The organism is Paragemmobacter kunshanensis, from assembly GCF_011059185.1.
In the GTDB taxonomy this organism is placed as follows: domain Bacteria; phylum Pseudomonadota; class Alphaproteobacteria; order Rhodobacterales; family Rhodobacteraceae; genus Paragemmobacter; species Paragemmobacter kunshanensis.
Genome location: NZ_JAALFE010000025.1, coordinates 17,701 through 43,018, shown reverse-complemented (window position 1 = coordinate 43,018; position 25,318 = coordinate 17,701). Strand labels below are relative to the sequence as shown.

Annotated in this window: 21 protein-coding genes; 10 read left to right on the top strand and 11 right to left on the bottom strand. The window is 64.4% G+C overall.

Going from position 1 to position 25,318, the window contains the following annotated elements:
• Positions 1-70: 70 nt before the first annotated feature.
• From G5V65_RS18645 to G5V65_RS18630, 5 genes are all read left to right on the top strand, one after another.
• Positions 71-718, top strand: a complete 648-nt coding sequence (locus tag G5V65_RS18645; protein WP_165053201.1) for a hypothetical protein — start codon at positions 71-73, stop codon at positions 716-718.
• 140 nt (positions 719-858) lie between these two features.
• Positions 859-1,083: a helix-turn-helix transcriptional regulator gene (locus G5V65_RS22860; RefSeq protein WP_343162864.1), complete on the top strand. Its 225-nt coding sequence runs from the start codon at positions 859-861 to the stop codon at positions 1,081-1,083.
• Positions 1,084-1,359: 276 nt separating this feature from the next.
• Positions 1,360-1,818, top strand: a complete 459-nt coding sequence (locus G5V65_RS18640) for a DUF2924 domain-containing protein (RefSeq protein ID WP_165053198.1) — start codon at positions 1,360-1,362, stop codon at positions 1,816-1,818.
• Positions 1,815-3,122 (top strand): recombinase family protein, encoded by a 1,308-nt coding sequence (locus G5V65_RS18635; protein ID WP_165053195.1) that lies wholly within the window; start codon positions 1,815-1,817, stop codon positions 3,120-3,122. The genes G5V65_RS18640 and G5V65_RS18635 overlap by 4 nt, the downstream gene beginning before the upstream one ends.
• Entirely contained in the window at positions 3,119-3,502 is a 384-nt protein-coding gene (locus G5V65_RS18630) for a hypothetical protein (protein WP_165053193.1), read from the top strand. The genes G5V65_RS18635 and G5V65_RS18630 overlap by 4 nt, the downstream gene beginning before the upstream one ends.
• A 40-nt stretch (positions 3,503-3,542) precedes the next feature.
• Here the strand turns inward: G5V65_RS18630 and G5V65_RS18625 are convergent, their stop codons facing one another.
• From G5V65_RS18625 to G5V65_RS18605, 5 genes are all read right to left on the bottom strand, one after another.
• A complete protein-coding gene (locus G5V65_RS18625; protein ID WP_165053191.1) occupies positions 3,543-5,606 on the bottom strand; it encodes an AIPR family protein in 2,064 nt (687 codons plus the stop codon).
• On the bottom strand, positions 5,603-6,604 hold the full coding sequence (locus G5V65_RS18620; RefSeq protein WP_165053189.1) for a PD-(D/E)XK motif protein: 1,002 nt from the start codon (positions 6,602-6,604) through the stop codon (positions 5,603-5,605). The genes G5V65_RS18625 and G5V65_RS18620 overlap by 4 nt, the downstream gene beginning before the upstream one ends.
• Positions 6,564-9,299, bottom strand: a complete 2,736-nt coding sequence (locus G5V65_RS18615) for a Z1 domain-containing protein (protein WP_165053213.1) — start codon at positions 9,297-9,299, stop codon at positions 6,564-6,566. Before G5V65_RS18615 ends, G5V65_RS18620 begins: the two co-directional genes overlap by 41 nt.
• A gap of 5 nt (positions 9,300-9,304) precedes the next feature.
• Entirely contained in the window at positions 9,305-10,798 is a 1,494-nt protein-coding gene (locus G5V65_RS18610; protein WP_165053187.1) for an ATP-binding protein, read from the bottom strand.
• A gap of 101 nt (positions 10,799-10,899) precedes the next feature.
• Positions 10,900-12,435, bottom strand: a complete 1,536-nt coding sequence (locus tag G5V65_RS18605) for a DNA cytosine methyltransferase (protein ID WP_206526882.1) — start codon at positions 12,433-12,435, stop codon at positions 10,900-10,902.
• A 67-nt stretch (positions 12,436-12,502) separates the two neighbouring features.
• Here G5V65_RS18605 and G5V65_RS18600 point away from each other — a divergent pair, with 67 nt between their 5' ends.
• Complete coding sequence (locus tag G5V65_RS18600) at positions 12,503-13,000, top strand: DNA mismatch endonuclease Vsr (RefSeq protein WP_165053183.1); 498 nt, start codon at positions 12,503-12,505, stop codon at positions 12,998-13,000.
• A 708-nt stretch (positions 13,001-13,708) separates the two neighbouring features.
• Here the strand turns inward: G5V65_RS18600 and G5V65_RS18595 are convergent.
• Positions 13,709-14,845, bottom strand: coding sequence for a helix-turn-helix transcriptional regulator (locus G5V65_RS18595; RefSeq protein WP_165053181.1), 1,137 nt, complete (start codon positions 14,843-14,845; stop codon positions 13,709-13,711).
• Positions 14,846-15,029: 184 nt separating this feature from the next.
• On the opposite strand from G5V65_RS18595, the gene G5V65_RS18590 reads away from it, so the two are divergent.
• A complete protein-coding gene (locus tag G5V65_RS18590; RefSeq protein WP_165053179.1) occupies positions 15,030-16,859 on the top strand; it encodes an autotransporter domain-containing protein in 1,830 nt (609 codons plus the stop codon).
• 39 nt (positions 16,860-16,898) lie between these two features.
• On the opposite strand, the gene G5V65_RS18585 is transcribed toward G5V65_RS18590, so the two are convergent.
• Positions 16,899-17,576, bottom strand: coding sequence for a TetR/AcrR family transcriptional regulator (locus tag G5V65_RS18585; protein WP_206526878.1), 678 nt, complete (start codon positions 17,574-17,576; stop codon positions 16,899-16,901).
• Between the two features lie 105 nt (positions 17,577-17,681).
• On the opposite strand from G5V65_RS18585, the gene G5V65_RS18580 reads away from it, so the two are divergent.
• The 3 genes from G5V65_RS18580 to G5V65_RS18570 are packed head-to-tail and all read left to right on the top strand — an operon-like array spanning position 17,682 to position 21,331.
• Positions 17,682-19,097, top strand: coding sequence for a flavin-containing monooxygenase (locus tag G5V65_RS18580; protein WP_165053174.1), 1,416 nt, complete (start codon positions 17,682-17,684; stop codon positions 19,095-19,097).
• Positions 19,094-20,077, top strand: coding sequence for an alpha/beta fold hydrolase (locus G5V65_RS18575; RefSeq protein ID WP_165053171.1), 984 nt, complete (start codon positions 19,094-19,096; stop codon positions 20,075-20,077). The genes G5V65_RS18580 and G5V65_RS18575 overlap by 4 nt, the downstream gene beginning before the upstream one ends.
• A 24-nt stretch (positions 20,078-20,101) precedes the next feature.
• A complete protein-coding gene (locus tag G5V65_RS18570; protein ID WP_165053169.1) occupies positions 20,102-21,331 on the top strand; it encodes a saccharopine dehydrogenase family protein in 1,230 nt (409 codons plus the stop codon).
• A gap of 126 nt (positions 21,332-21,457) precedes the next feature.
• On the opposite strand, the gene G5V65_RS18565 is transcribed toward G5V65_RS18570, so the two are convergent.
• From G5V65_RS18565 to G5V65_RS18550, 4 genes are all read right to left on the bottom strand, one after another.
• Positions 21,458-21,997: a TetR/AcrR family transcriptional regulator gene (locus G5V65_RS18565; protein WP_165053166.1), complete on the bottom strand. Its 540-nt coding sequence runs from the start codon at positions 21,995-21,997 to the stop codon at positions 21,458-21,460.
• Between the two features lie 10 nt (positions 21,998-22,007).
• Positions 22,008-22,901: an alpha/beta fold hydrolase gene (locus G5V65_RS18560; RefSeq protein ID WP_165053163.1), complete on the bottom strand. Its 894-nt coding sequence runs from the start codon at positions 22,899-22,901 to the stop codon at positions 22,008-22,010.
• The gene (locus tag G5V65_RS18555; RefSeq protein ID WP_165053160.1) at positions 22,898-23,233 is read right to left on the bottom strand and encodes a DMT family transporter; all 336 of its coding nucleotides are present in this window, start codon (positions 23,231-23,233) and stop codon (positions 22,898-22,900) included. The genes G5V65_RS18560 and G5V65_RS18555 overlap by 4 nt, the downstream gene beginning before the upstream one ends.
• Before the next feature lie 159 nt (positions 23,234-23,392).
• Complete coding sequence (locus G5V65_RS18550) at positions 23,393-25,315, bottom strand: DUF2793 domain-containing protein (protein ID WP_165053157.1); 1,923 nt, start codon at positions 25,313-25,315, stop codon at positions 23,393-23,395.
• Positions 25,316-25,318 lie beyond the last annotated feature (3 nt).

The following is a 25,318-nucleotide window of genomic DNA, read 5'->3' as shown; positions in this document are numbered from 1 at the left end:
GCCGTCAACGCCATGATTTATATGCGAAATATCACGATTACGACAGCGAAATCAGCGACTTACTTGGAGAATGTGGGTTCAGGACAACGAGATCTATCGTCTACAAAAGCAGGCCCCACCTTGGTTCGCCGGTGGGTTTGGTCATTGCGACCGCATCGCCGATTTTGTGTACTGGGCTCGTCAACCCTTCTTCTCGGTGGATGAATTGACGTGCCTGTCCATCGGCTTCGATCCACGCCAAGAGATCGCAAAGAGGATCGACGCAATAACTGCCAAAGACCCTCATTTTCAGTATCAATCAGTCAAATTCCTTATCGAACGCCATCAGCTCCTTACCAGGCAGTTCAATCCAAATGGGTACGAAAAACGTGTCCGACCGGCAGATTTCTTGCGATGGGTCGATCGCATGGAGTTCGAAGTGCACCCGGACTTTCTCGCCCTCTTGCGAAAGTATCACGGCCCTGAACAGCAAAGATCGCCAAGCCGCCCTCTTCCGAAACAGGACAGGCGCGAAGTCGATACGATCGCACAACTCTTCACAGCCATGGCAATCGACCAACTCGGCTACAATCCACGCTCAGCGCGAAGCTCCGTCCCGAGGGAAATCGCGGAGTTGGCGTCTGAAATGGGCTTGTCGATTTCAGACGACACGGTCCGAAAGTTCCTGAAGCTGGGCGCGAGCTTCATCCCTGATGACTGGGAACCGCACAACGGCTAATCGGTTAACGATTATCTTTTGAAATTTCCATATAAATCAAATTCTTGAATCTAGTCGGAGAGGCCTTCTGGCTATTCCCGTACAGGACGGGTCACCGATGGCATGCTGGGCGAACATCATGGCCATGGAGATGATCCAACATGGGAAAGAACGAGCAGCCACTGACCGAAGCGATAGCGGATTGCGCCCTGATTTCTGAAAGGGAACTCGCAATGCGCTGGAGGTGCACCACACGCACCCTCCAGCGTTGGCGCGCAGAGGACTATGGACCCCATTTTCTTCGGTTGGGGGGAAGCATCCGCTATCGGCTTTCCGACATTGTCGAATACGAGAACCGCCATCGCGCGTCGCCGGTTTCACGCTGATGGCGCCAATCTCAGCCAACGCTTTCCGGAATAGCTCCCACTCCTGCCATGGGGGTGAAGCGTCAACGCTTAAGAGGAGTGAGGAATGAACCCCCTCGCCCCCTCCCTCATGACCCCTGCCGAGCGCCGCACCGAGTTGTGCCGCATCCTGGCCTTGGGCCTGATCCGGCTGATGCAGCGCCAGTCAAGTCAACTCTCTGATCCCGCTGGAGAAACTTCGCTACACTCTCTGCCCGACCAGAGCGCACATGCAACTCCGACGCACCGGAGAACCGCATGACGACCAATGACCCCATCCCCGCGCGCCTCGCGGCACTGAAGACGGCGCCGGTCACTGCGCTGAAGCAGCAGTGGCGCGATCTGTTTGGCAGCGAACCGCCCCCCTTCAATCGCCGCTATCTGGAGAGCCGCCTCGCCTACCGCATTCAGGAACTGGCCTATGGCGGGTTGAAACCCGAGACGGTGCGGCGGCTGGAGGAACTGGGCGAGGAACTCTACGGCGGCGGGGATCGGAGAAAGAGCAGCCATCGGTTCGATCGCGATCGGCCGATCACCGGGACGCGGCTGCTGCGCGAATGGCAGGGCGTGGAGTATGTGGTCACTGTCACGGCTGAAGGCTTCGACTGGCAGGGACGGCCGTATCAGTCGCTGTCCGCCATCGCCCGCGCCATCACCGGCACGCGCTGGAACGGCTGGGTGTTCTTCGGGTTGAAGAACCATCGGAGGGGGGCGTGACCGAAGGCATCGTCCAGAAGCTCCGCTGCGCCGTCTATACCCGGAAATCCTCCGAGGAAGGGTTGGAGCAGGAGTTCAACTCGCTCCACGCCCAGCGTGAGGCTTGCGAGGCCTACGTCGCCAGCCAGCGATCCGAGGGATGGGTGCTGGTGCGGGATCACTATGATGATGGCGGCATCAGCGGGGGCACGCTGGACCGCCCCGGCTTGAAGCGCCTGCTGGCGGATATCGAGGATGGGCTGGTCGATGTGGTGGTCGTCTACAAGATCGACCGCCTGTCCCGGTCCCTGATGGACTTTTCGAAGCTGGTCGAGGTCTTCGACCGGAACGGCGTGACGTTCGTGTCGGTGACGCAGTCCTTCAATACGACAACATCCATGGGTCGCTTGACCCTGAACATCCTGCTCTCCTTTGCACAATTCGAACGCGAGGTCACCGCAGAGCGCATTCGGGATAAGGTGGCGGCCTCCCGCGCGAAGGGCATCTGGATGGGCGGGGGTGTGGCCTATGGTTACCGGGTGGAGAACCGCAAGCTGGTCATCAATGAGGATCAGGCTGCCCATGTGCGCTGGGTGTATCAGCGCTTTCTGGAGGTGGGGTCCGCGACGCTCATCGCTCGGGAAGCAGAAGAGCGTGGCATGCGCACCACTTCCGGCAAGGCCATCGACAAGAAGTTCATCCACCGTCTGGTCGACAACCCGGTCTACATCGGGGAGGCGGTCCACAGGGGCAAGCGCTATCCCGGTGAGCATGAGGCCATCGTGGATCGCGAGACTTGGGAGAAGGTGCAGTCCATCCAGAAGGTCAGTCCCCGCCAGCGGGCGGCCAAGACGCGGGCGGACACTCCTGCCCTGCTGAAGGGGCTGCTGTTCGGGCCGGATGGGGCGGCCTTCTCGCCCAGCCACACGCGCAAGGGCGGGCGTCTGTATCGTTACTATGTCAGCCAGACCATCTTGCGGCATGGGGCGGGGACATGCCCGGTGGGCCGTGTGGCGGCCGGGGACATCGAGGCGGCCGTCATTGACCAACTGCGCGCGGTGTTCCGGCAGCCCGAGATCGTGGCGGGCACCTGGAGGGCCGCACAGGCCCACACAGACGGCATCTGCGAGCAGGAAGCCCGGGACGCCCTCACGCGGTTGGACCCGCTGTGGGACGAATTGTTCCCGGTTGCACAGGCGCGGATCGTCGCGCTGCTGGTGGAGAGAGTGGAGATCGGGTTGCACGCGCTGAATATCCGCCTGCGCACGGACGGGCTGGCAGCACTGGCGCGCGAAATCACCGCAGATACAGGAGCCGAAGCATGACCCGGGCCACGTCCCTCCCCGACACAGTCACCATCCTTGTCCCGTTCCGCGTCGTGAAGCGCGGCGGAAGGAAAGAGATGGTGCTGCCGGATGGCGCCGAACAGACGCGCAAGCCGGACAATACGCTGGTAAAGGCGCTGGGTCGCGCGTTCCGCTGGAAGCGCATGCTCGATTCAGGCGAGTTCGCCACCATAGCCGATCTGGCTGAGCGCGAGGAGATCGCGCCCTCATACATGACCCGTGTCCTGCGTTTGACGTTGCTCGCGCCTGATATCGTCGAGGCGATCCTCGACGGCAGGCAGGGATCAGGGGCCACGCTCGCTCAGCTACTGCAGCCGTTCCCGCAACACTGGCAGACTCAGGAATCCGCAATCGGGTAAGCTATCACGGCACTCCGATCATTCACCGACTGGCAAAGCATCAAACGGATACCAACCCTTGTTCCCTCAGTCGTTCAAGGACACTCAAGGCATGTTTGCACTGTAGTTCACTCGGTAGCTGTCGCGGCATCGAGGCGCAAACCTGCAAGATCTGCTGGTCTTTCGGAGTGAGTTTCCGGTCGGCCATGCCCAGCTCGAGAATTTCCCGCCAGAAATCGGCCCCACGATTCACGACTTCAGACTGAGCGGATATGCCGTCAATCTCCCGCTTTTTCTTCCTCTGGTCACGCTCGTTGGTTCGGGCATTCTCTGCCAGCACGAGACAGCCATCGAATTCTGGACCATAATCCAGTGATCGCCCCTTCAGTCCGTTCCAGCACGCCTGCTGTTTCGCCCACTCCGACATGTTGCGCACGCCTGCAGGAGGATTGGTGATCACGTCATTTGCTTCGCCCGCAGCCAGCAACAAAGCCTGTTTCAATGCGTCAGAAACGGACTGGCGACGCCAGATCGCATCGAGGTCCAGAACCTGTTTCTCGCCGTTGGCGTCGTGAAACACCTTGGCCATTGCATACGTGACGATATTTGCGCGGTAGCCGCCTTCGTACCATGGCTGCTTGGGAATCTCGGTCTCGAGCCAGCGAAACACGATCGCCTTTGATATCAGTCGTCTGTACCAAAGCTCGTCGAACTTGGCATCGTTCTTTGACCAGGTTTCGCCGATGTCCTTCGCAAATTCGGCGAAGTTCTTCTGGGCCCCTCGCGACACGATGTGGGGGTGGCCCGCGGCCGAGAATTCGAACTTGGCCAGATCTGTCTTGCTGAAGAGCTGCGGCTTTGGGAACTGAATATCGAAATCGGTCTGGGCTCGCCCCCGCGTCTTCGGCCTTGCGTTGATGTATTGACCACGCGCCCGCTCATAGAACCATTTGGTGTCATGACGTTCGCCCTCGCGGCGCGCAAAAATGACGTCCCGCGAGAAATCCTGCATGCGGACGTGGAACGGATGGTTGGCAAAGAAGTCGGCAGCGTTCACCTTGTTTTGGGTGTTCGCATATTCCGAGATCCGCGGTACGATTTCTTCCGCCCGATCGAACGGGACCACCGTCAGCTTCATCTGCACGAAGACCCGCTGCAGTTGCTCTGCCGCAGTTTTCATCACGGCATGAAGCGACCCGGTCGTCTGGGCACCGTTCACGATCTGGAGGTTGCTGATCGACGTGACGAAGAGGCCATTCGAACCTTCTTCGCACGCGACTGCGTTGGCGGTCGCGGACAAGCCGTTGTTGTAGGGGAAGAACAGTTCCGGCTCGTTCCGGATCGTGTTCTGGATTCCCTTGTTCGTCTTGGCCCGCGCCTGAAGAAACGAGCGCACATTGCCCTGAAGGAGCTTTTCGCCCCAGCGATCGTAGATGCTCGCCAGTTGCGAACCAGGAATGATCATCAGGTAGCTTTCCAAGGCGTCACCGGATCGCGAGGCCTTGAGGGCGGGTATCGCGCCGCCGAAATCTCCGTTCAGGTCGATCTCGATTTCGTCGCTTCCCTTCAGATCGAAGCGCTCGAACCGAGCGAGATCCCAGACGGACCAGGTAATCGGAACGTCACCGATTTCTGCCAGCTTCACCGCATCATCGCGACCGATGTACTGGCGATTCGATACAAGGATCAGCTTGACCTTCGTGACCTGTGCCCATGTCGTTATGATCAGGTCCGAGACCTGAAACGCCGGATTGGCCTCGTTGAGGGAATCCCGGAATTCCTCGGTCTTCGCCTTCTTCAGAAATCGGATCAGGGGGTTCAGGATCGGTGGGACATCGCCCTTGCCAAAGGTCTGCACATTGTCGCTGTCGGCGAAATCGCAGACAATCAAACCAAGGACACCTTCGCTGTCTCTCGGATCACCGGCATAGCCGTCGATCCTCAGTTTCTGACCGCCTTCGCCGCTCTGGAAGTAGGCTCGATCGGCTACCTCCAGTTCGCCGGCTTCGGTCAGACGGTCCGTCATCCGGTCGAAGAATGCCTCGACGGGGAAGATGCCGCTGGCATCCGCTTCGCGGCGGATATCGGCCATCAGGTTCTGGTGGTACTCGTCGAGTTCGCTCATGGCTGGGCTACTTCGTTCAGGTTTTCCTGCACCGTGTCCCAATCCGTCCGGAATGGCGTGCAGGCAGAAAGGGCAATGGCGTAGGAAACCGCAGACAGCCCCAGGGGCACGGGCGCGGCAATCCGTGGGAAGTCCTCGGTCACGGCATGGAAATCGGGAGCCGAGACGATCCAGCGCCATGCCGAATAGTCGTGCAGGATGTCGAAACCCGCGTCAGCCAGGTGCAGATCCCAGTCCATTATGGCCGAAGGTTCGGTTCGTTCCAGAAACTCAGTGACTTCCGAGACATACTCGGTCAACGTCCGGCCGTGTGGCGGCTGCACCTTGTCGACGGCCAGCACCGCAAGCCACAGCCGCCGTTCCGGCACATCGGCCAGCTGGAACTCGTTGGTGATCTTCACGAAGGGCTGCGAAGCCCCGCGCCTCGCCTTGACCTCGATGCAGTCGGCCTTCAGCTCGAAATCCTTCGGTGCGCCAGACGGCCCCGTCCACGCGGTCAACGCCGGTTTGGCACCGAGCGTGGAAATCAGCAGCTTCAGGACTTCGATCTCGCCGATCAGGCCCTTCTGGGCTTCCTCCGAAAGCGCTTCGAGCTTTCCGCCGCGAAGCAGATAGTGCCAGCGGAAGGTGCGGCCGATGGCGCGTTCGAGGGCTTCAGCCTCGTTCACTGCAAGCTCGCCCGCCGCCATCACATCGCGACACAGGGTCTCGAACAGTTCAAGCTGGGCGCTGTCCTTGAGCCGGATGTAGAGGATCGGGCCGCCAGGCAACGTCTGGAACCGGATCTCGAGGTTCCGGAGCTTGGGCAGGTCCGGGGCGGGTTTTGGCAGGTTGGACAATTGCAGGACAAGGGCCACATCCGCCCGCGGCATCACTGCCCAGAACCAGTTCCAACGTGCCGACGCCGAAACCCGGCGCGTGTCCACCTTCCCTGCCTCGAGGCCGGACCATGGCGAGTCATTCGGTATCACCGCGCGCCTCCTCCTCGATCTCTTCATCGCCGAACATTTCGCGCATGCGGATGGTGTTGACGATGTATTCCACCGTGCCGCCTGCGATCTTGCTGGACGGGAAGGAAAGGCCCCAGGCGAGGACGTCCTTTCCGAAAACGGTATTGCCATCCGAATCTTCGACCTTCGGCCGCACGAGCCGCAAGATCAACAGCGGTCGGCGTCCCTCTACCGATCTGTAGTAACTGGGGTTTATGGTGGACTTCGGTTTTGCTTCAGGACGGTCGCGCCTGAAGGCGTTCTCGGCGGCCGCGATCTGTTCGTCCGTCAGCCCTTCGCGTTCATCCTCGGCCGAACCAACCCGGCGGCTTGTGCCGCTGATCGTCAGAACGCCCTTTGCGAAGTCGCGAGGGTCGACCGATCGCCCGTATGGCACGAGATCCAGATGCCCGAAGGCGACCGGATCGAACTCATTTCCGGTCGAACTGGCAATGAAGACGTCCCACAGCCGCAATTCGCTGTCCGCCCGGGCGGCGATGTAGTCGCGGATCAGCTTGGGGTCCGTCAGAAGATCGGCTGGCACATTCGCCGGATCCGTACGGAAGGTCCGCAGGAAAGCGTCGATCCGCCCGACGGCCACGCCCTTCACCAGGTGACCGCGGCTTCGCTTCTCGAACGAGCGGCCATCTGAGACCAAGTCCTGCAGCAGTGCCTCGCCTGCCGCGAAGTTGCGCTGCATCAAGCCCTCTTCGGCGACGATGCGTGTCGTTTCGACGAGTTTCTTTTCGAGGCTGACCTTCATGGGGAATTCCTTCCCCGTGCCCATCTTGTTCCTCGCCGTCACGATCAGCGATTCCGGGTGGCTGCGAACGGCGAGACCGAACTGCTCGGGCGTGGCCTTGGCCAGTTCCATGCGCTTCAGCTGGGTCTGCAGGTCGTCCATGGCCTCGTGGATATGAGCATACCAGCCCACACCATCGGCAGGGATCCAGACGCGGCACAGGTCCTCGTATCCGGGCCGGTAGCCGAACCAACGGCCCATCTGCATCAGCGTGTCATACATCATCGAGTTCCGCAGGAAGTAGCTGATGGTCAGCCCTTCCAGCGTCAGCCCGCGCGAGAGGGAGAAACCGCCGACGGCAATCACCGTCACGCCATGTTCCCCACCTTGGTCATAGTCGAGCGGCTGCGACCGCTTTGATGCGTTGACCTCGACAACCCGCGCGGCAACCAGAACCTCGTGCAGGCGGGCCTGGACGGCGGGCCAGTCCGCGCCCTCAGCCCCGGTGAACTCGGCCTCCCAGACCGCATGCAGGGCCGCAATCTCGGGGTTGCGCAGCGCTGCCTTGCCCTTGGCCCCATCGACCGCGACGGCATCCCGTATCCTGTCGACGACATCCGCCACCCGGGACCGCAACCGCCCCTGGACATCGGTAAAGCGTGAGGCGTTGATCAGCATCGAGGCATGGGCCCCCTGCTGGCCCCGGGCATTCCGGATCGCCCGCGCGACGATGAAGGCGCGCACGGCACGGATGAGGCTTTCCGGCAGCACATCGACCGGATGGTCGATCTTGTGCTTCATCGGCAGGATGTCCTCGTTGTCGTCGATCAGGCGGACATGCCGGTCCCGGGCATCAAGGAACACCTTCTGCGCCCCGAAATAGTTCGATGGCGCGTCGAGGCCGATGATGAAGTGCCGCGGGAACAGGTCCTGCTTCAGCGCATCATCATCGGTATCCGGGTCGATGAAGATGTTGGCAAAGGGCGTCGCCGTGTAGCCCACATAGCAGCTGCGGTGGAACATCGACAGCAGCTGCCGGAGCTGCCCGTTGATCCGGGTCACCTCGTCGCGCGCATAGGCGGTGTTGATCGAGGCGTTGTCGGCCTCGTCATCGATCAGCAGCATGGGCTGGCTGACCATCCTGGTAACCCCGGTTGCAGAGTGTTCCTCCAGCCATTCCAGCAGGTTCTTCAGCGTGCTGGAGTTCTTTTTGATCACCAGAACGACGGGCACGTTGTATTGCCCGATCTGGCTGGTGTTCGTGGTGGCCGTCGCCTTGTTGAAGTCGCGCAGCGTGTTGGTGAGAGAGACCGGAAACTCGCGCTGGTCGAACTGGCCGACGCCGATGATCCTCTGGCGTTGCGCCCTGTTGGCATGGGCCAGCCGACCGGTATCGCGGCCGATGAATCCCTCGTCTATGCGGGCCTGGGTCTGGTTCCGCAGGTTGTTATGGATCCCTGCGATCACGACGATCAGGCGATAGCCCGCATCAGCCGCCTTGCAGATCAGCCCCGTGTAATTGGCGGTCTTGCCGCTTTGCACATGGCCCACGACCATGCCGCGGCGGCTCCACGGGCTGAGGTTGCGGGGATTTCCCAGCCGATCCAGCACCCGATCCGTCACCTCATCCGTCGCGTCGATCACCGACTTCGGCATTCCCTTCAGGTTCAGGAGTCTGCGGTACCGGCCCCAATAGAAATCGTCGATCTCACCGTTGATCCGGGCGTCATGCAGCCAGGGTCTGAAATCTTCGGCATCGACAATGGCACCGAAGCCCATGCTGATGCCGTATTTCTCCTCGATCAGGCGCGCGAGTTCCTCTGCGTCATCCTCTTCGATCTGGCCCGCGAACATTGGCATGACACGCAGCTGGGCGATGATCTCCCGGATCGACTGGGCCGTATGGGGGCCGGGCTGCGACGCCATGTACATGGACGTCATGCCCTCGAGGCTGCTCAGCATCTGCTTCACGTGTCTTCCTTCGTCTCGATCGTTGCCGCGATGATGCGTTCCGTATCATCCCAGGCCGATCTGAACGGATCGACGTCCTTCATCATCGACTTGATTTCCTTAATGTCCTTTCGCGCGCTCAAAAGAACGGAGAGAGTTGCCTGAACTGCCTGGGCAAGCGTGTCTTCGTCTACCTTATCCGGGACAATCTGTTCGGCCGTGCCTGCCATGTCTGCGTGCAACGTTTCTATGGGCAATGACGCCCCGACCAGGGCAATGCAGTTGAAGAAGCCGCGCCGGAGGTCCGGGGGCAGGCTTTCGGCGAAATCGGCAAACGCCGGATGTTCGATGTTCGGGCGGTAGCGTATTTGCCCATCCGCCTGAATCCGGTGCCACATGGGCAGCCGTTCATGATCGACGAGCTTCTGGCCCCGCTTGCTGTAGGTGCGCTTTGAACCGGCGAGGATGCGCTCAATGACCTTCTTCAGGCGGTCGCGAACGACCGGCGGAAGCTGCGCCGAGGACTTCTTGACGTCGATCTTCCAGTCCGCATCCATGCTGTTGGGAATGTCGATCCTGACCCGGGACAGCTTTGTCAGTTCCGACTGTCGACACAGTCCGAACCAGGTTCCGTGCAGGATCAGACGCTTGCCGCGATAGAGATAGAAACCCTGCGATTTCAGGTGACCTTCCGGCCCACCGATATCCTCCCATTCCGTCTTGGACATCTGCTTGTGATGGGGAAGCGTGAAGCTCTGGATCTCCACATCGCCTCTGATGAGGGTCAGCGTTTCTTCCGGGTCTGAAATGATCGCGGGGTTCTTTCGGGCGAATGGGTCAAGCGGGCGAAGCAGTCGCCCGTTCAGGAGGATGCGCAGCGGTTTGGCGTCCTCCATGAACCGATGAAACACGAGGCGCAGGTGGCGTTCGGTTTCGGCGATCCTCTGGTTGATGACCTCCGCGCGCTTGGCGGCATTGTGCGAGTACCCGCCCGTCAGTCGGTCAAGTTTCTGCCAAAGCACAAGCGTACCTTGCTGCCCCAGCTTCTCGATGCCGGGGATGAGATCGAAATGATCGGGCAATTGCACCGCCCATTCGTTTCGTTCCGCGACATCATCAAGATCCCAGATTGCTGCGCTGGTCTGCCCGGAACGCCGGGACACGACCGTGAGCCGACGGCACTGGGAGAAGCTGGCGCTCTTGAGGCCGAGGCCGAACCGACCGAGGTCCGGTTCATCACGCGTGGCCAGCGGGTTCCTGCTGCCGGGTCGCATCGCCGCGACAAGTTCGTCTTCGGTCATGCCGAGGCCATCGTCGATGATCGCGATATAGGGCTCGTCCGAATAGGTCTCCGTGGCGATCTCGATCCGTTGTGCGCCCGCGGTGATGGAATTGTCGACAATGTCTGAAATTGCAGTTTCGAGCGAATAGCCGATGTCCCGCAGCCCCTCGATCAATGCGGCGGCGTGAGGAGTGGCATCTGCCCACCTTGAAATGACTTTCTCTTGCATGCGAACCTAGTCAAAATGATTGACTCGAGTTTGACGTGAGATGATAGGCGGTTACAAGGCACGTGAAAGACAAAAGCGGGGCAACCGACAGTCGGGGTGCCTTACTTCGTGAGGGCGGAATGCACGAGGGTTGCGATTTGCCGTGCGAGAAAGGGCGGCACCGCATTCCCGACTTGAACATATTGCTGAGTCCTGTTGCCGAGAAACAGGTAGTCGTCCGGAAAGGTCTGCAACCGCGCGGCTTCGCGCACTGTCAGACTGCGGCACTGCAGCGGGTCGGGGTGAATGAAATAGTGGCCATCCTTCGAGATGTGGCTGGTCACCGTCGTTGAAGGCTCATGGGCAAGCTGAACGCGAAAGCGGTCATTGAAGACGCCGCTGTGCCAGTTCCGGTGATCCGGGCTGAGGGCTAGCGGGAAGTCGGCCGCCTTGGGGCTGTAACCGCGCACCTTGCCAAAGACTGCGGCAAACAGGTAGCGGCCGAGGTCACTGGCCATATGGCCCCTGGTTTCGTGCTGGGCCAGCGCGCGCAAGCCGGGACGCTCCAGCCAGCGCATCAGGACGTCATTCGAAGTTCCATAGGCGGCAGGAAGCCTAGAGGAGGAGCGGCGGGTTTCGGCGCCGTGTTTCAGGACTTCCCTGATCTCCCGGAATTCCGATGCGAGGGCACCGTCCTCGTCGCCATTGGAAATCCTCTCGAGCAGTCTGGCGAACCCTGCGACCTCCTTTCTCCATGCCTCGGCGGTGTCTGACGCGCGGCTGATGCCGCTGCGCAGAGGCGGCATGTTGCCGATGGTCTCGTCTACCGTGCGGGTAGTGCACGACACCGCGATGCGTGCGCCGGATGCTCGGGTTGCCAAATCCGATCTGATGCCGACGATGATGACCCGATGGCGGCGCTGCGGAACACCGAATTGTTCGGCACGCACGATGAAGTCGGATGGCTGTGTTGCCACTTGCAGGGTGGCCATGCCGTCCGCAAGGCGGATGGCCCGAAGCTCGTAGTGATGGCCGTGACCCGTGCCCAAGGAAGCCAGGTCTTCCATCAGCATCTCGAAGACCAGTCGGCTTTCGACGGTCGAGGACAGCATGCCCTTGACGTTTTCCATGACGAAGGCGGCTGGGCGAAGCTTGTCCAGCACCCGGATGTACTCGCGGAAGAGGTAGTGCCGTGCGTCCTCCTCGGGAACATAGCCGACCTTGCCCTTGGACCGAGCGCGCCCGACCAGGGAATAGGCCTGGCAAGGGGGGCCGCCGATCAGGATCGTATCGTCGTATCCCGCCTTCAGATTCTCGATGGCGCAATCTATTGCGGACGCGGCGACATCGGTTCCAAGTTCAAGCGCACGGGCTTCGTCGACGGCATGCTTCCACGCCTGAGCGTCGACGGCTGACCAGTCTGGTTCGGTCTCAAGCCCTGCATGAAAATTGATGAACTGATCGGGCAAGGTGCCGTGAAACGCCATGTATTCACGCAAGAACGCACGCAACGTCAGGGTCCGATGGGCCGACGCCTCCTTCTCGACCGAAATGCCGATCCGGAACGGCGCATGGCCATCCTTGGCAAGGGACGCAAATCCCTCGCCAAGCCCGCCTGGACCGGCAAACAGATCGACAATGCCGAAAGTGGAAGGCAAATCAGGCTCCTGATGAATTTCATTCAGCCGGTGTATACCAGCTTCAGGGACGAAAACCAGGACGGATGTGACCGACATCGTGGACCAGAAGACCCGCTCCCGGATGATGTCGGGGATCAGGGGAAAGGACACCAAGCCCGAGCTGGCTCTCAGGCGGGCGTTGCACGCGCGCGGTTTCCGCTTCCGACTTCATTCAAAGAAGGTCCACGGACGACCGGACCTCGTTCTGCCGAAGTATCGCGCCGTCGTCTTTGTGCACGGCTGCTTCTGGCATCGGCATGAGGGATGCCGCTACGCCACCACGCCCGCAACGCGCTCGGAGTTCTGGCGGGCCAAGTTCGCGGCCAACGTTGCACGGGACAGCGTCGTTCGCGGAGCGCTGCTTGATCAGGGTTGGCGCGTGGCGACGATTTGGGAGTGTGCCCTGCGCAAGCCCGAACAGGTCTTCGTGGCCGCCGACCGCCTTGCAGAATGGCTGGTTGCTGCTGGTGATACGCTCGAACTCGGTGAAAACGAGGCTTCGGCACACGTGAGAGAAGGTGAGGACGCCGGCTCTTTCCACTGATTGATCCAGCGCAGCAAGGCCATGATCCGCCTGTTGAATGTTCGATCCGGGTTCCTTTTCACGAACGCCACTGACATCGAAGTGTTCAGGTGGGGTGTCTGGAAAAGTATGAAATTTCTGATAGTTACAAGCTATTCACCAAATCCGCGCAGTCATGAGCTTCAGAGAAATTGGGCGTCGAGAGAACGATTTTGGCACGTCGCGGCGCAGGAAGGTCAACAGCCCCTCCCGCATAACCCTCGAAAACAACGAGAAAAGCCGGCCGCGGCCGGATCGGGAGAACGCTTTCGCAGGGGCAAGTGGCGGAGAGGATGGGTCTGACGTCGAACCTTCTCCGGGGTGGAATGTGAAGCTGGTATCTTAGTTCTTTGTCGTGGGGTCCATTGGTCGCGGCATGAGGTACGTCGGAGAAGGCAATCCATCCTAGCGCACGCCCTCCTCCTGGCTTTGCCCCGGCTTGGCCGCACCCATGACATGCGCCGGGTGAACGAATATGAGCAATGCATGACCTCTCATACCTGAGGCATTATCGTGTTAACGATACACGCGCGCCATCCTGTTTCGAACAGCGCCCCGAGACTCCACGTCTGGTCGGCGGAACTTTTCGTCAGACCTTGGACGGAAAGGCCCGTTCTTTTCGCGGCGCGCAACGCCCCGTGATCCGTCCGGCCGGCCGCCCTGCGATCGCAGGGCTCAGGGCGGGTCGGCTCAGGCTCCGCCGGCGGGTTCCGCCGCGCCTTGCCCCGCCACCTGCCGATCTCGGTACGCGGCGGGGGTCATGCCTGTCGCCTCGCGGAAGGCGCTGTAGAAGGCCGAGCGCGAGTTGTATCCGGCATCGACGCCCACCTGGGCGATGATCGCTTCCGGATCCCCGAGCAGGCGCTTGGCCTCTTCCACCCGCCATCGGTTGACATAGTCGAAGAAGGTGCATTTCAGGTGCCGCGAAAAGGTCTGCGACAGGTGCCCCTCGCTGACGCCTAGCTTCGCCGCCAGCCGCGCAAGCGACAGGTTGGGCGTCAGATGCAACCGTTCGCCCGCGAATACCGCCTCGATCCTGCGGGCGATCTGGACCATCCGCTCGTCGCCGAGCAGCGATTTCGCGTAACGGGGCTGCTCCGTCGCGTCCTCATCGACGGCGATGCGCCGCTTTTCGCTGGGGGTCAGCTGGAAGACGGGATTCTGATGGATCGACCACGTCGCAAACAGCACCCCGAGCACAGAGGACAGCAGCGCGAAGAGCAGTTCGGGAACGTCCAGCAGGCCGAGGTTTTCGGCAATCGCCACAGGAATGTGCAGCACCAAAAGCGCGATGATGGCCCGCAACCAGATCAGGTCGCGGCCACCGGTATCTGCAAAGACAAGTTTCAGCCGCCGCGGCAGGCTGCGCATGGTTAGGATGGTGGCCGCCGAATAGGCCGTGACATGCACCAGCCACGCAAACAGCAGGACGAGACCGCTCAGCCTGAAAAGAAGCCCCGACAGACCCGCCTGCGCGCCAAGGTCAATCCCCGCACTGCCGCCATAGGCGATCATCGCCCAGAGCGCATGGACAAGAAACGCAATCGGCACCATAAAATGCACGACCTCGCTGCGGCGCAGGGGGCGGGGCACGTCAGACGACAGGTCCCGCGAATAGACCCATGCGGTCACGAACACCCCCGCCGACGCCGCCCCTGACAGAGAAATGACCCAGAGCGGCGCCTCGGCGCTTGCAGCATCGACCGCGTTGCATAGCGCCGTCAGCACCAGCAGCAGCGCCGTCGCCGCCCCCGCTGCAAAGCTTTCGGCCGCGCGCCACCTGCGACCGAGCGATAGCGCCGCCACGATGGATGCGCCGGCCGTCATGCCGTAGAGCACAAGAGAAACGGCGTCTTCCATACTCGCCCCGAACCACGGCCGATCCCGGGTCGTGTCCGTCCCAGCAGGGCAGGACATCGGACGTGTCCTGCCGACTTGGCTGAGGGCGCATCCCACCCGCCGCGACAGCTAAGGGCTTTCCTCCTCCTCCATCAAGCGGAAAGTAAACACGATGTCCATCCCCTTCACGGCGGCCCGTTCCCGCCGGATCCTCGGCCTTCTTCTGGCCACGACGCTGGCCTGTTCCGGTGCCAAGGCCGACCCCGTCGCCAACATGTTCGTCTTTGGAGACAGCAACGCCGATGTCGGCTCGCAAGGCCCGCAGCGGCGGCCCACGAATGCCGGCAGCATGTGGAGCGAGACCGTCGCCCGCGCCTTAAACCTGCAGAACCGCCACGCGCGGGAATTCAGGATCAACGCCACCGCGGACGGCATCGACATCCTCGCCACGGGTGGCGAGAATTATGCGGTGAACGGCGGCACGGCCCTGACCTTCGATTGCTGCGTCAGCTTCGGCCAGCAGGTCGATTTCTTTGCCGCCGACCGTGGCCGCTTTGCCAGCAACGACCTGGTCTTCACGTGGTTCACGCGGAACGACATCACGACCGCCCTGCCCGACGGGCTGCCCTACAGCGCGCAGTCCTATACCGATGCCTACATCACCCAGATCGAGCGGCTCCGCGGCCTTGGCGCGCGCAACATCGTGGCCTTCGGGGCCGAAGTCGGGCTCATTCCCGAACAGTTCGCGCTCGACATCGGGACCCCGCCGGAGATGATCGCGCTTCTGCGGCAGGAAACCCTGCTGGCTGAGGCCGCGCTCTGGCCGCGTCTAGCGCAGAACGACGTGTTCATCATCGACATGAACAGGCTGGGCGATGACATCATCGCCGATCCCGGACGCTACGGCTTTACCGCCACGACCGATGGCTACCAGCAGATGGGCAACCCCAACCCGCCGGAATCGCAGACCCTGCCCAATGACGGGAACGTCTTCACGCTGGATGGCCACTATACCTCGGCCATGCAGGATGTGATCGCCGATTACACGCTGGCCCAGCTACGTGCGGGCGACCAGATCGGCAGCCTGCTTCTGCAGTCCTCGGACAGCTACCGTCAGGCGTCGCAGTCCCTGTCGGCCGCACGGTCCGCAAACCGTGGCGAGGGATGGCAGATCTACGGCGCGCCCTTCGGCGGGCTGTCCAGCCACGCGCGGGGCAACGCCATCTCGCCCGAGGCGGACCTGACCTTCAACGGGGCGACCTTCGGGGTGGGCTACACCTTCCAGAACGGCACGGCGATCGATGCGGGCCTGTCGATGTTCCGCGGTGCCACCACCTTCGGGGGGGCATCCGGTTCGGCCAAGTCGCGCTCGACGCTCTTCGAGATCAGCCTGCTGCACCCGCTGTCCGAAGGGCTGGCGCTGACGGCACACGGCTCGGCCGGACGCACCACCTTTGACCGGATCGAACGGAAGGCGCGCCTCGGCGCGTTGGCCGAGGCGCGGGGCCTCGGGTCCGCCGACGGGGCGTATTATTCGGCGGGTCTGGGTATGGAAGCAGCGCGGACGCTGGGCAACTGGTCGGTGCGCGCAAGCGCGGGGGTGAGCTACGAGAAGATGTCGATCGACGGCTATGCCGAAGCGCCCGGCGTTCTGGCCCTGCATTTCGGCGATGCGGAAAGCGCGGGCTTCACCGGCAATCTGGATGCCGAGGTGATCTACGGTGCCGAGACCGAGGTGTTCCGGCCCTTCTCGACCCTGTCGCTCAACCACGACTTTTCGGGGCGCGACATGACGGTGAAGGCCGGTCCGACCGCCGACACCATCGTGTCGCGCCCCGTGGGGGGCGCGGGCGGCACGACGGCGAGCCTCGAACTCGGGGTCAAGGTCAAGCTTGGCGCGTCGGTGTCGGGCAGCGCCAGCGTCTACGGCTCGCTCCAGCCGGGCAGCGACAGGGGGCTTTCTGCCTCGGGGCTGCGCCTTGCGCTAGTGAGCCGCTTCTAGGGCCCCTGCGGGCTGGCACGGAACAGGCGGCGCGCCTGATCAGGCGTACCCCTGCCCGCCAAAGCCGCAGGCGACGAAATCGAGCAGCTGAGGCACCTCGGCGAGGTATCGCTGCCTGAGTTCCGTTTCGCCGACGAGCGGTCGCAGGAACTCGGCGCTGGCGAGAACGGCAAGGATCGAGACGAAGGCGAAGTCGAGCCGCGCGGCGAGGTGGTCGCGGCCGGTCAGGCCCGACCGGGCGCTCAGCTCGTCGATGATCCGGTCGTTGTGGAGGTTCACCTTCTCGCTGAACTCTTGCGCGATTTGGCCGGCCTCGCCGGTCACGACCCGTGAAAGGAGCTTCACCGCGTCGCTGCCCCAGGCGGGGTGCCGCAACGGCAGGGTGACCATCGGCAGGAACAGCGCCGCGAGGACGGCATGGATGCCCGAGCGGTCGCAGAAGGCGCGGTCCACGCGCACAAGGCTTGCCGTTCCGGCATCGACCGGTTCCGCCAGGGCCGCCAGGATGCGGTCCACCGCCGCCATCAGCAGCCGGTCACGGTCGCCGAAGTGATAGTGCACGGCGGCGGTGTTCTTCTGCCCCGCCGCCTCGCCGACCGCCCGAAGGCTGACGCCGTTCACCCCCTTTTCGGCGAACAGCCGGATCGCCGTGCGCACCAGAAGGTCGCGCGTCTCCTCGGCCCGTTCAGCCTGCCCGCGGGGCGCTGCCTCGCTCATCCCTGTCTCCCTTCGCCGGTTGCGGAGCATTTTCCCTATCGCGCGCTTGACGGGATAAAGCAAGCGCTTTAGGTGCGCTTAAAGCAACTGCTTTAGGAGCGAATCATGACCGACACCGCAGCGACCACGACCTTCATCGACCATTGCGTCATCGGCGCGGGGTTCCAGGGCCTGCCCGTCCTCAAGAAGCTGACCGAGATGGGCGAGAAGGTGATCTGCCTTGACCGGAACGAGGATGTCGGCGGCATCTGGCACACCGGCGCCTATGAGACGGCGCACATCATCTCGTCGCGCTCGGCCACGGGGTTCGCGGATTTCCCGATGCCCGAGAGCTACCCCGACTTTCCGTCGAAGCGCGAGATGCAGCGCTACTTCCGGTCCTATGCCGAGCACTTCGCCCTGCTGCCACACATCCGGTTCAACACCGCCGTGACGCGCGTCCGGCCCGCCTCTGCCGCGGAGGCCGCGCGCGGCGCGCGCTGGCGCACCGAATGCGGCGACGGTTCCGCCGTGCTGTCGCGCACGGTCGTCATCGCCAACGGCCACCACAGCAAGCCAAACGTCGCGGGCTACCCCGGCACCTGGCAAGGCGAGACGATGCATTCGGATGCCTACCGCACGTCGGAGGTCTTCAAGGGCAAGCGCGTGCTGGTCGTGGGCAACGGCAACACCGCTTGCGATGCGGCCGTGGAGGCGTCGCTGCACGGCGCGGGGGCCGACATCTCGGTGCGCGAGGGCGTCTATTTCTTCCCCCGCACCTTCATGGGCAAGCCGCTCGACACCTTCCTGCGGGCCATCCCCTTCGATGCGCCCTGGCTGGAGCGGCTGTTCGGCTGGGTCGTGCACAAGGCCGCCGTGGGCGACCCAGCCCGCTATGGCCTGCCCCGCCCCACCTACCGCATCTTTGACCGCCACCCGGTGATCAACTCGGAACTCCTGCGGCGGATCAAGCTGGGCCGGATCGGCGTCCGCCCCGAGATCGCCCGGCATGACGGCAACACCGTGACCTTCACGGACGGGACGAGCCGCGACTACGACCTGATCTTCTGGGCGATCGGCTATCAGATGGCCTTTCCGATGCTGGCACCCGAGGACGATCTGCTCGACTGGAAGGGCGGCAAGCCGGTCATGTTCCTGCAGCTGGCCCTGCCCAAGGCGCGGGGACTGTTCATCGCGGGTCTGGGGCAGGCGCGCACCGGAGGCGGACCGCTCTTCGAACTGGGCGGCTATCTGGCTGCGCGGATGGCGGCCCATGACGCGCGCCATCCGCAGGGCGTGATGGAGGCGATCTCGGGCACGGCCCGGATGCGCTTTGCGAAATGGGCCTTCGGCCATGACCCCGTCGCACCGGCCGACACCCGCTCGCTCAGCCTGCAGCACCATGTTGCCAGCGGGCGCATGCTGAACGGGCTGCTCGACCAGATCGGCGCCCCCGATGCCCGGTCGGGCACCGGCAGATCGAAGGCCCGCACGAACCTCGAGCTGCTGGCCCGGACCGGCCGCACGGCGGTGACGTCATGATCGGCGCCATCGTGGAAGAGGTCCTGGAGGAGGTCGCGGAGGGGATGATCGAAGACGCCCTCGACAAAGCCGCCGACGGGACCACGGAACCCCGGCGCATCATCCGGCCCGGGCCGATGGAGCTTGCCTGCGTCACCGACGGGCCAGACTCGGGCGAGGCCGTGATCCTCGTCCACGGCCTCGGCCAGACGATCGCCGACTGGCCGGAGGGCTTCGTGTCGGGGCTTGCCGCGCAGGGGTATCGGGTCGTCCGGCTCGACAACCGCGACGCCGGTCGGTCCTCCCGCCTCACACATCTGGGTGATCCGGCGCTGGTCCTTCAGTCACTGGGACATGCCGTCGGCCTGCCGGACCTCGTGCCGCCGCCCTACAGGCTTGCCGCCATGGCCGGGGACGTCATCGGAGTGATGGACGGCCTCGGGATCTCCCGTGCGCATGTCGTGGGGGTCTCGATGGGCGGGATGATCGTGCAGCATCTGGCGGCGCTCGCCCCCGGGCGCGTCCTGTCGATGACCTGCATCATGTCGTCGTCGGGCGCACCCGGCCTGCCGCCCCCGCGCGAGGATGTCGCGGCAGCCCTTGCCACGCCGGAGGCACCCGACTTGGCCGGGATGCTGCAGTTCCGCGAACTCGTCGCCGGCCCGCTGGACCCGGCGGACCGGGCGGAACTCGCGGCGCGGGTGGCCGCTGCCTTCGCCTATGGCACGCCCCATGACGCGGGCACCCGGCGCCAGTACGCCGCCATCCTTGCCGATACGGCACGCTACAGGCTTCTGGCGGATCTCGACGTGCCGACCCTGGTCATCCATGGCGAGGACGACCCCTTCGTCCGGCCCGACCATGGCATCGACATCGCGAACCGCATCCCCGGCGCGCGGCGCATCCTGCTGCCGCGGATGGGGCACGAGATCACCGCGAGCTTCGCCCCGGTCCTTGCACAACTGGTCAGCCGCCACCTGCGCGGCCAGCCGCCCCTCTGAACCCACCAGGAAAAGGAACCCACCATGAAACTTCTCGTTCTCGGTGCCGGCGTCGTCGGCAAGCACATCGCCCGAACCGCCGCCGACATGCCCGTCTTCGGCGGGATCACCGTCGCCGACCGGCTTCCGGGCCGCGCGGCGAACCTCGCGGCAGAGGTCGGGGGCACGGGCGTCGCCGTCGATGCGACCGATCAGGCCGCGCTTGTCACGCTGATGGAACAGGCCGACCTCGTGGTCTCGGCCATCGGCCCGGCCACCCGCTTCGGTGTCTCGACCCTGCGCGCGGCCATTCGGGCGCGTCGGACCTTTGTGGACATCACCGACGACCCCCACCCGACGCTGGACATGCTGAAGCTGGATGCCGAAGCCCGGGCCGCAGGCGTGACGGCGATCATCGGCACCGGCGCCAGCCCCGGCGTCTCGAACCTCCTGGCCGTGGCGGCAGGTCGCGCCCTTGACCGGGTTGACCGCCTGCTCACCGGCTGGGGCAGCGGCGGCGAGGAAAGCGGCGACGATGACGAACCGGGCGACGGGGCCAATGCGGCGTTGCAGCACTGGGTCGAACAGTGCTCCGGCGCGATCCCGGCGCTGGTTGACGGGCGGATCGCCGATGTGCCGCCGCTGCGCCGCGTCGTGGTGGACTACCCCGGTCTCGGGCCGGTGACCGGCCGGACCGTCGGCCATCCGGAGCCGGTGACGCTGGCACGGCGGTTCCCGGAGCTGCGCGAGGCGTTCAACGTGATGAACTTCTCGGACTTCGTCTTTGACGGGCTCGAGGCCGCCGCCGCCGCCGTGAATGCGGGGGCGAGCCCCGCCGAAGGGGCGCGCATCCTCGCCGCCCGGTTCGGCGAGGATGCGTCGCTGGCGGACCGGTTCGGCGCGCTCGCAAGGCTGGCGTTCCAGGGGATGCGCGATGCGTTGGCGCCCAAGCTGTGGCTGCCGCCGCTCTGGGCGCTCGCCGAAGGGGAACGGGACGGCCGCCCCGCCCGCATCGGCGCCTCGCTGAACGGCTATGTGCCGGGCGGAACCGGGCGCATGACCGGCGTTCCCTGCGCGCTGATCGCCGGGCTTCTCGCCACGGGCGCGGCGAACCCGGGCCCCGGGGTCCACAGCGTCGAGACGGCGGTCGATCCCGACCGCTTCTTCGCGGCCCTCGCCCCCTACCTGCGCGACAGCGAAGGCCGGGTCGTGACCGACCCGGTGGCCCTTGTCCGCGACGCAGGCCCGGGACACGAGGCCGTGGCCGCCGAGTGACCGCCGGGGCCGGGGGGGATTGCCGCTGGCAGTCCCCCCGATGCGTCGGGGCGAGGGCCCGGTTCGCCCGTGCGCGTCGAAGCGGGCCGCAGCGCCGTCAGCCGTGGCGCAAGCCGCCGCAGCAGATCAGTCCGCTTCGCCCCTTGCCGCGAACTGCCGGCGCAAGTGATCGAAGAAGGCGGCACGCCCGGCTTCGTCCAGAGGGCTGATCCCGAGGACTTCCGACATCCAGAGCCCGTCGAGCGCGAAATGCAGAAGCCGCGCCTGATCCGGCCCGAGCGGCGAACTGCCAAGCCGGTCCAGCCAGGTCCCGGTTGCAGCGCGGAGCGGTGCCAGAACCGAGAGATCCTGCGTCAGCGCGGCCAGCAGCGCCGCTGCGGCCGGATCACGCGCGCCATGTGCCGCCTCGGCCCGGTCGATCAGGCTCCCCGCATCGACCGACGCCGGATCGGGGTCTGCCGAAGGTGTGAGGCGCCGGACCAGACGTTCGACCATGGCCGCCACAAGCGCATCCTTGGTCCCGAAGTAATGCAGCACCGCGCCCTTCGAAACGCCCGCCTCGCGGGCGACCGCCTCGAAGCTGAGGCCTGCCGCACCAAGGCGGGAGACCACGCGCTCGGCTGCGGCAATGATCTGTTCGGACGAGAATTTCGGCGGGCGTGACATCCTTACGGTACTATCCTCCCTGCCGATCACCGGCAATGGCCGGATCCACGGTCGCCGAGATTTCGGCGAAGAGGCGATCCCGGGTCGCGGGTCCGGCCAGGAACAGATCATGGCCGCCCGGCAGGTCCACGACCCGCGCGTCCAGCCGTCGCGCCACATCAGGCACCGGCGACAGGTCCACCGATGTCTCCTGATCTGCCGTGGCAATCAGTACCGGACCCTTGCGCCAGCCGACGGAACGCGCCGACCGCATCGCCGCCAGTGCCGCCCGGCTCCAGCCCCAGGTGACCCCCCGGAGCGAGAGTTCGGGGGAATCCGCGGCAAGCTCGGCCACGCGCAACTGACAGGCCGGATCGGTGACGTCGGCCGAAGACGTCCCCATGGCGGGCTTCTGCGATTCACCCGGCGCGAAGGTCCGGCCAAACCCGAGCGCGACCGCAAGGGAGGCGCCAGCCAAGGCAAGGGTTTCGGGTATGGGCAGCGGGATGCGCAGCATCGGGCTGACCAGCGTGACCGCCCGGGGGGCCAAGACCCCGCTGCCGATCAGCGGCAGGGCCACGGCAGCCCCCATCGAATAGGCCAGAACCCAAAGCGGCACGTCTGGTCGGCCCCGCGCCCGCAGGACCGACGCCGCATCCGCCCCGTAGCGGGCGAAGTCATCGGCATGTGCGGCCTGCGGGTGCGCACCAAGACGCCCCGATCCGCCCTGACCGCACCAGTCGAGGGACAGCACTTCATGCCCCTGCGCCGCCAGCCGCGCCGCGACATCGGCCCGCTTCTCAAACGAATCTCCCAGCCCCGGCAGGAACAGGCAAAGGGCCTTCGCTTCGCCCTTGGGGTGCCACAGGCCGCTGCGTAGGGCTGTGCAAGTGGCTGTGGGGCGGGTTTCGATGTTCCAGGTCATGCGCGTGCCCCTGCGGCAAGCGTCGGCAGATACATCACGACGATCCCGATGACGACGATCACGATGCCAAGCCAGCGCTGCAGGCTGACCGTCTCGCCGAAGAGGAGCATCGCGCCGATTGTCGCGCCGACGATGCCAAGGCCCGCCCAGGTCGGGTAGGTCAGGCTGAGGGGAAGGCGCGTGGTGATCTGAGCCAGAAGAAAGAGCGATGCGCCGAACCCCGCCAGGGCGGCGGCCCCCGGCAACAGGCGCGAGAATCCCTCGGACGCCTTGAGCGCCAGCGAAGCCCCGACCTCCAGTCCGATGGCAAGAAGCAAGAGAAGATACGGCATGTGTGGTCTCCATTTAAAACCGTCTGCACGGTATTTAATGATGCCAATCTTTGAGTCAAGGGGTCGGGCGAATGCGGCGATGGCGTCGCATCGTACTTGACCTCGCCGCTGAACAATGAAGTGGCTGCAATCTTAAGGAAGGCCGATCAGCGGAACGCTTCAGAAGTCCGTCTCGAGGTAGACCCCGGCGCAGTCGAAGGCGACCGCGGCGGCTGTCGCGCCGGTGTTCAGGAACAGCCGTGGTGACAGGAACTGCGTCGCGGCGAGCAGATCGGCGGTGACCTCCTGTTCGAAGACCGCGCCCGAAACCTCGTCGACGACGCGCACCCAGACAGATGACCCATTCGGCGGGGCGGCAATGAACAGCGTCAGCACGCCGCCCGTGGCGATGGCGAACGACGCGCCCATGTCAGTCAGGGTCGGTGCGCCGGTGCCATCGTTCGCGACCAGCTGCCAACGGGTGTGCGTCCCGCGCTGGAATCCGATGCCGATGCAGTTGATGGCGGCGGCCAGCGTCAGGGTGGTGGCCAGCGCAGCGGTCGATCCGTAGAGGCCGAAGAAACCCATGCCGGTTGCCTGCAGTGTCGTCAGCGAAAGCCGGGTGACGAAGGTCCAGCCGCCGAGGCCCGCCGCGTTCCCGCGCCAGCAGGCCCAGCCTGCGGATCGCTGGTCGGCGACCGAGTCCACGACGGCCGCCGAGGTCAGGCGCCAGCGCCGCATCGAGGCGGCCAGGTTCGTCGCGGCCAGCGTCGGGTGCGACACGGTGCCGACCGAGGTGATCGGCATCCCTTCGGTGGTGATCGTCGTCGTGACCGAAGGTGACCACGTGGCGATCCGGTTCACCCCGAAATGCGGCTGCAAAGGGAAATCCCGTCCCGAGGGACGCATGACGTCGATCCATGGCGCCCCGGCACGGCTGCGCGCATAGACGGCGGCCTTCCCTGCGGGCGGCGGGGTCGGCGCGGCGCTGAGGCCGGGCAGGACCGTCGGCTGCGGCAGTTCCACCTGGCCGTTGGTCCGGTCGATGCGCAGCGCGTCATAGAAGGCCGAGCCGTCCGGGCTGACCTTGAAGCTGAAGTCGTCGTTGCCGAGGAGCCCGATCAGCGCTCGGGCGGAGAAGCCGGTCTTGAAGGCGAAGGTGGCGTCGTTCGCCGGTGCCGCCTTGTTCACCGTCGCTTCGATCCCGGCGCCTGCGTTGTTCAGCAGCACAGCAGGCGTGTTGACCGAAACCCGGTTGTAACTGTCCGCTGTGGCCCCGCCGAGGCCCAAAAGCTGCGCGGTCAGATTCGCCTGCGGCATGCCAACTTGTGTGACAGCATTGGCGAAGGTTACCGTCGGCGTATTGATGACGGTCGTGCCGCCCGCACCGGCGCTGGCCGAGCCGATGTTCACGACCGTAGTCGATCCGGACGCACCGCCGGTACCGAGGTTCAATGTCTTCGTGACGCCGGTCGTCGTGGCCCCGGTGCCCACCCCATAGGTGGCGGTCGTCGTCGCCGTGCCGATGCTGGCGCTGGCCGCAGACACCGTCACTGTCCCGGACGCCGTCAGCGTTCCCGAAAACGTCTTGTTACCGGTGAAGGTCTGCGTGCCAGCGAGGATCGCCAGTTCGGACGAGGTGTTCGGCAGCGTGAAACTCCGCGTCGTCCCGGCGCTGATGCCTGCCAGCAAGAAGGTCGCTTTCTTTGTCGGGTCCGCGTCGTTTACGAGGCTGAAGACGGCATCCGACACATCGCGCGGCTCGCCCACGACCTCCCAGGCCGCACCGGTCCAGACGAGGAATAGCCCCTCGGCCGCGACCCAGACCAGCCAGCCGGTGCGCGGCACCAGCCTGATCCACGCGCCATCGATCCAGAAGGCGATGTTCAGATCCCACCCGGCCCAGAGGCCGGTGGCGCCCGAGGCCACAAGGTGCCGGTTGCCGTCCGCGGGGCTGGCCGGGGGCGCGGTGCGCGTGCGGTCGAGGACAGAGAACTGCACCATGGCATCGAGCAGGCGCAGCGCCTCGTTGTGGGTGACATGCTTCTGCGCCTGGGCGGCCAGGAGGTAAGGCAAGCCCAGATGGGTCGTGGTGTCGGACATGGG

Bases quoted from the DNA above. Each gene is read 5' to 3' on its own strand.
- G5V65_RS18560 (WP_165053163.1), bottom strand. From the start codon at position 22,901: ATGACCTGGAACATCGAAACCCGCCCCACAGCCACTTGCACAGCCCTA.
- G5V65_RS18565 (WP_165053166.1), bottom strand. From the start codon at position 21,997: ATGTCACGCCCGCCGAAATTCTCGTCCGAACAGATCATTGCCGCAGCC.
- G5V65_RS18595 (WP_165053181.1), bottom strand. From the start codon at position 14,845: ATGACGGCCGGCGCATCCATCGTGGCGGCGCTATCGCTCGGTCGCAGG.
- G5V65_RS18625 (WP_165053191.1), bottom strand. From the start codon at position 5,606: ATGAGCGAACTCGACGAGTACCACCAGAACCTGATGGCCGATATCCGC.
- G5V65_RS18555 (WP_165053160.1), bottom strand. From the start codon at position 23,233: ATGCCGTATCTTCTCTTGCTTCTTGCCATCGGACTGGAGGTCGGGGCT.
- G5V65_RS18590 (WP_165053179.1), top strand. From the start codon at position 15,030: ATGTCCATCCCCTTCACGGCGGCCCGTTCCCGCCGGATCCTCGGCCTT.
- G5V65_RS18570 (WP_165053169.1), top strand. From the start codon at position 20,102: ATGAAACTTCTCGTTCTCGGTGCCGGCGTCGTCGGCAAGCACATCGCC.
- G5V65_RS18620 (WP_165053189.1), bottom strand. From the start codon at position 6,604: ATGAAGAGATCGAGGAGGAGGCGCGCGGTGATACCGAATGACTCGCCA.
- G5V65_RS18615 (WP_165053213.1), bottom strand. From the start codon at position 9,299: ATGCTGAGCAGCCTCGAGGGCATGACGTCCATGTACATGGCGTCGCAG.
- G5V65_RS18580 (WP_165053174.1), top strand. From the start codon at position 17,682: ATGACCGACACCGCAGCGACCACGACCTTCATCGACCATTGCGTCATC.
- G5V65_RS18645 (WP_165053201.1), top strand. From the start codon at position 71: ATGTGGGTTCAGGACAACGAGATCTATCGTCTACAAAAGCAGGCCCCA.
- G5V65_RS18585 (WP_206526878.1), bottom strand. From the start codon at position 17,576: ATGAGCGAGGCAGCGCCCCGCGGGCAGGCTGAACGGGCCGAGGAGACG.
- G5V65_RS18640 (WP_165053198.1), top strand. From the start codon at position 1,360: ATGACGACCAATGACCCCATCCCCGCGCGCCTCGCGGCACTGAAGACG.
- G5V65_RS22860 (WP_343162864.1), top strand. From the start codon at position 859: ATGGGAAAGAACGAGCAGCCACTGACCGAAGCGATAGCGGATTGCGCC.
- G5V65_RS18575 (WP_165053171.1), top strand. From the start codon at position 19,094: ATGATCGGCGCCATCGTGGAAGAGGTCCTGGAGGAGGTCGCGGAGGGG.
- G5V65_RS18610 (WP_165053187.1), bottom strand. From the start codon at position 10,798: ATGCAAGAGAAAGTCATTTCAAGGTGGGCAGATGCCACTCCTCACGCC.
- G5V65_RS18550 (WP_165053157.1), bottom strand. From the start codon at position 25,315: ATGTCCGACACCACGACCCATCTGGGCTTGCCTTACCTCCTGGCCGCC.
- G5V65_RS18630 (WP_165053193.1), top strand. From the start codon at position 3,119: ATGACCCGGGCCACGTCCCTCCCCGACACAGTCACCATCCTTGTCCCG.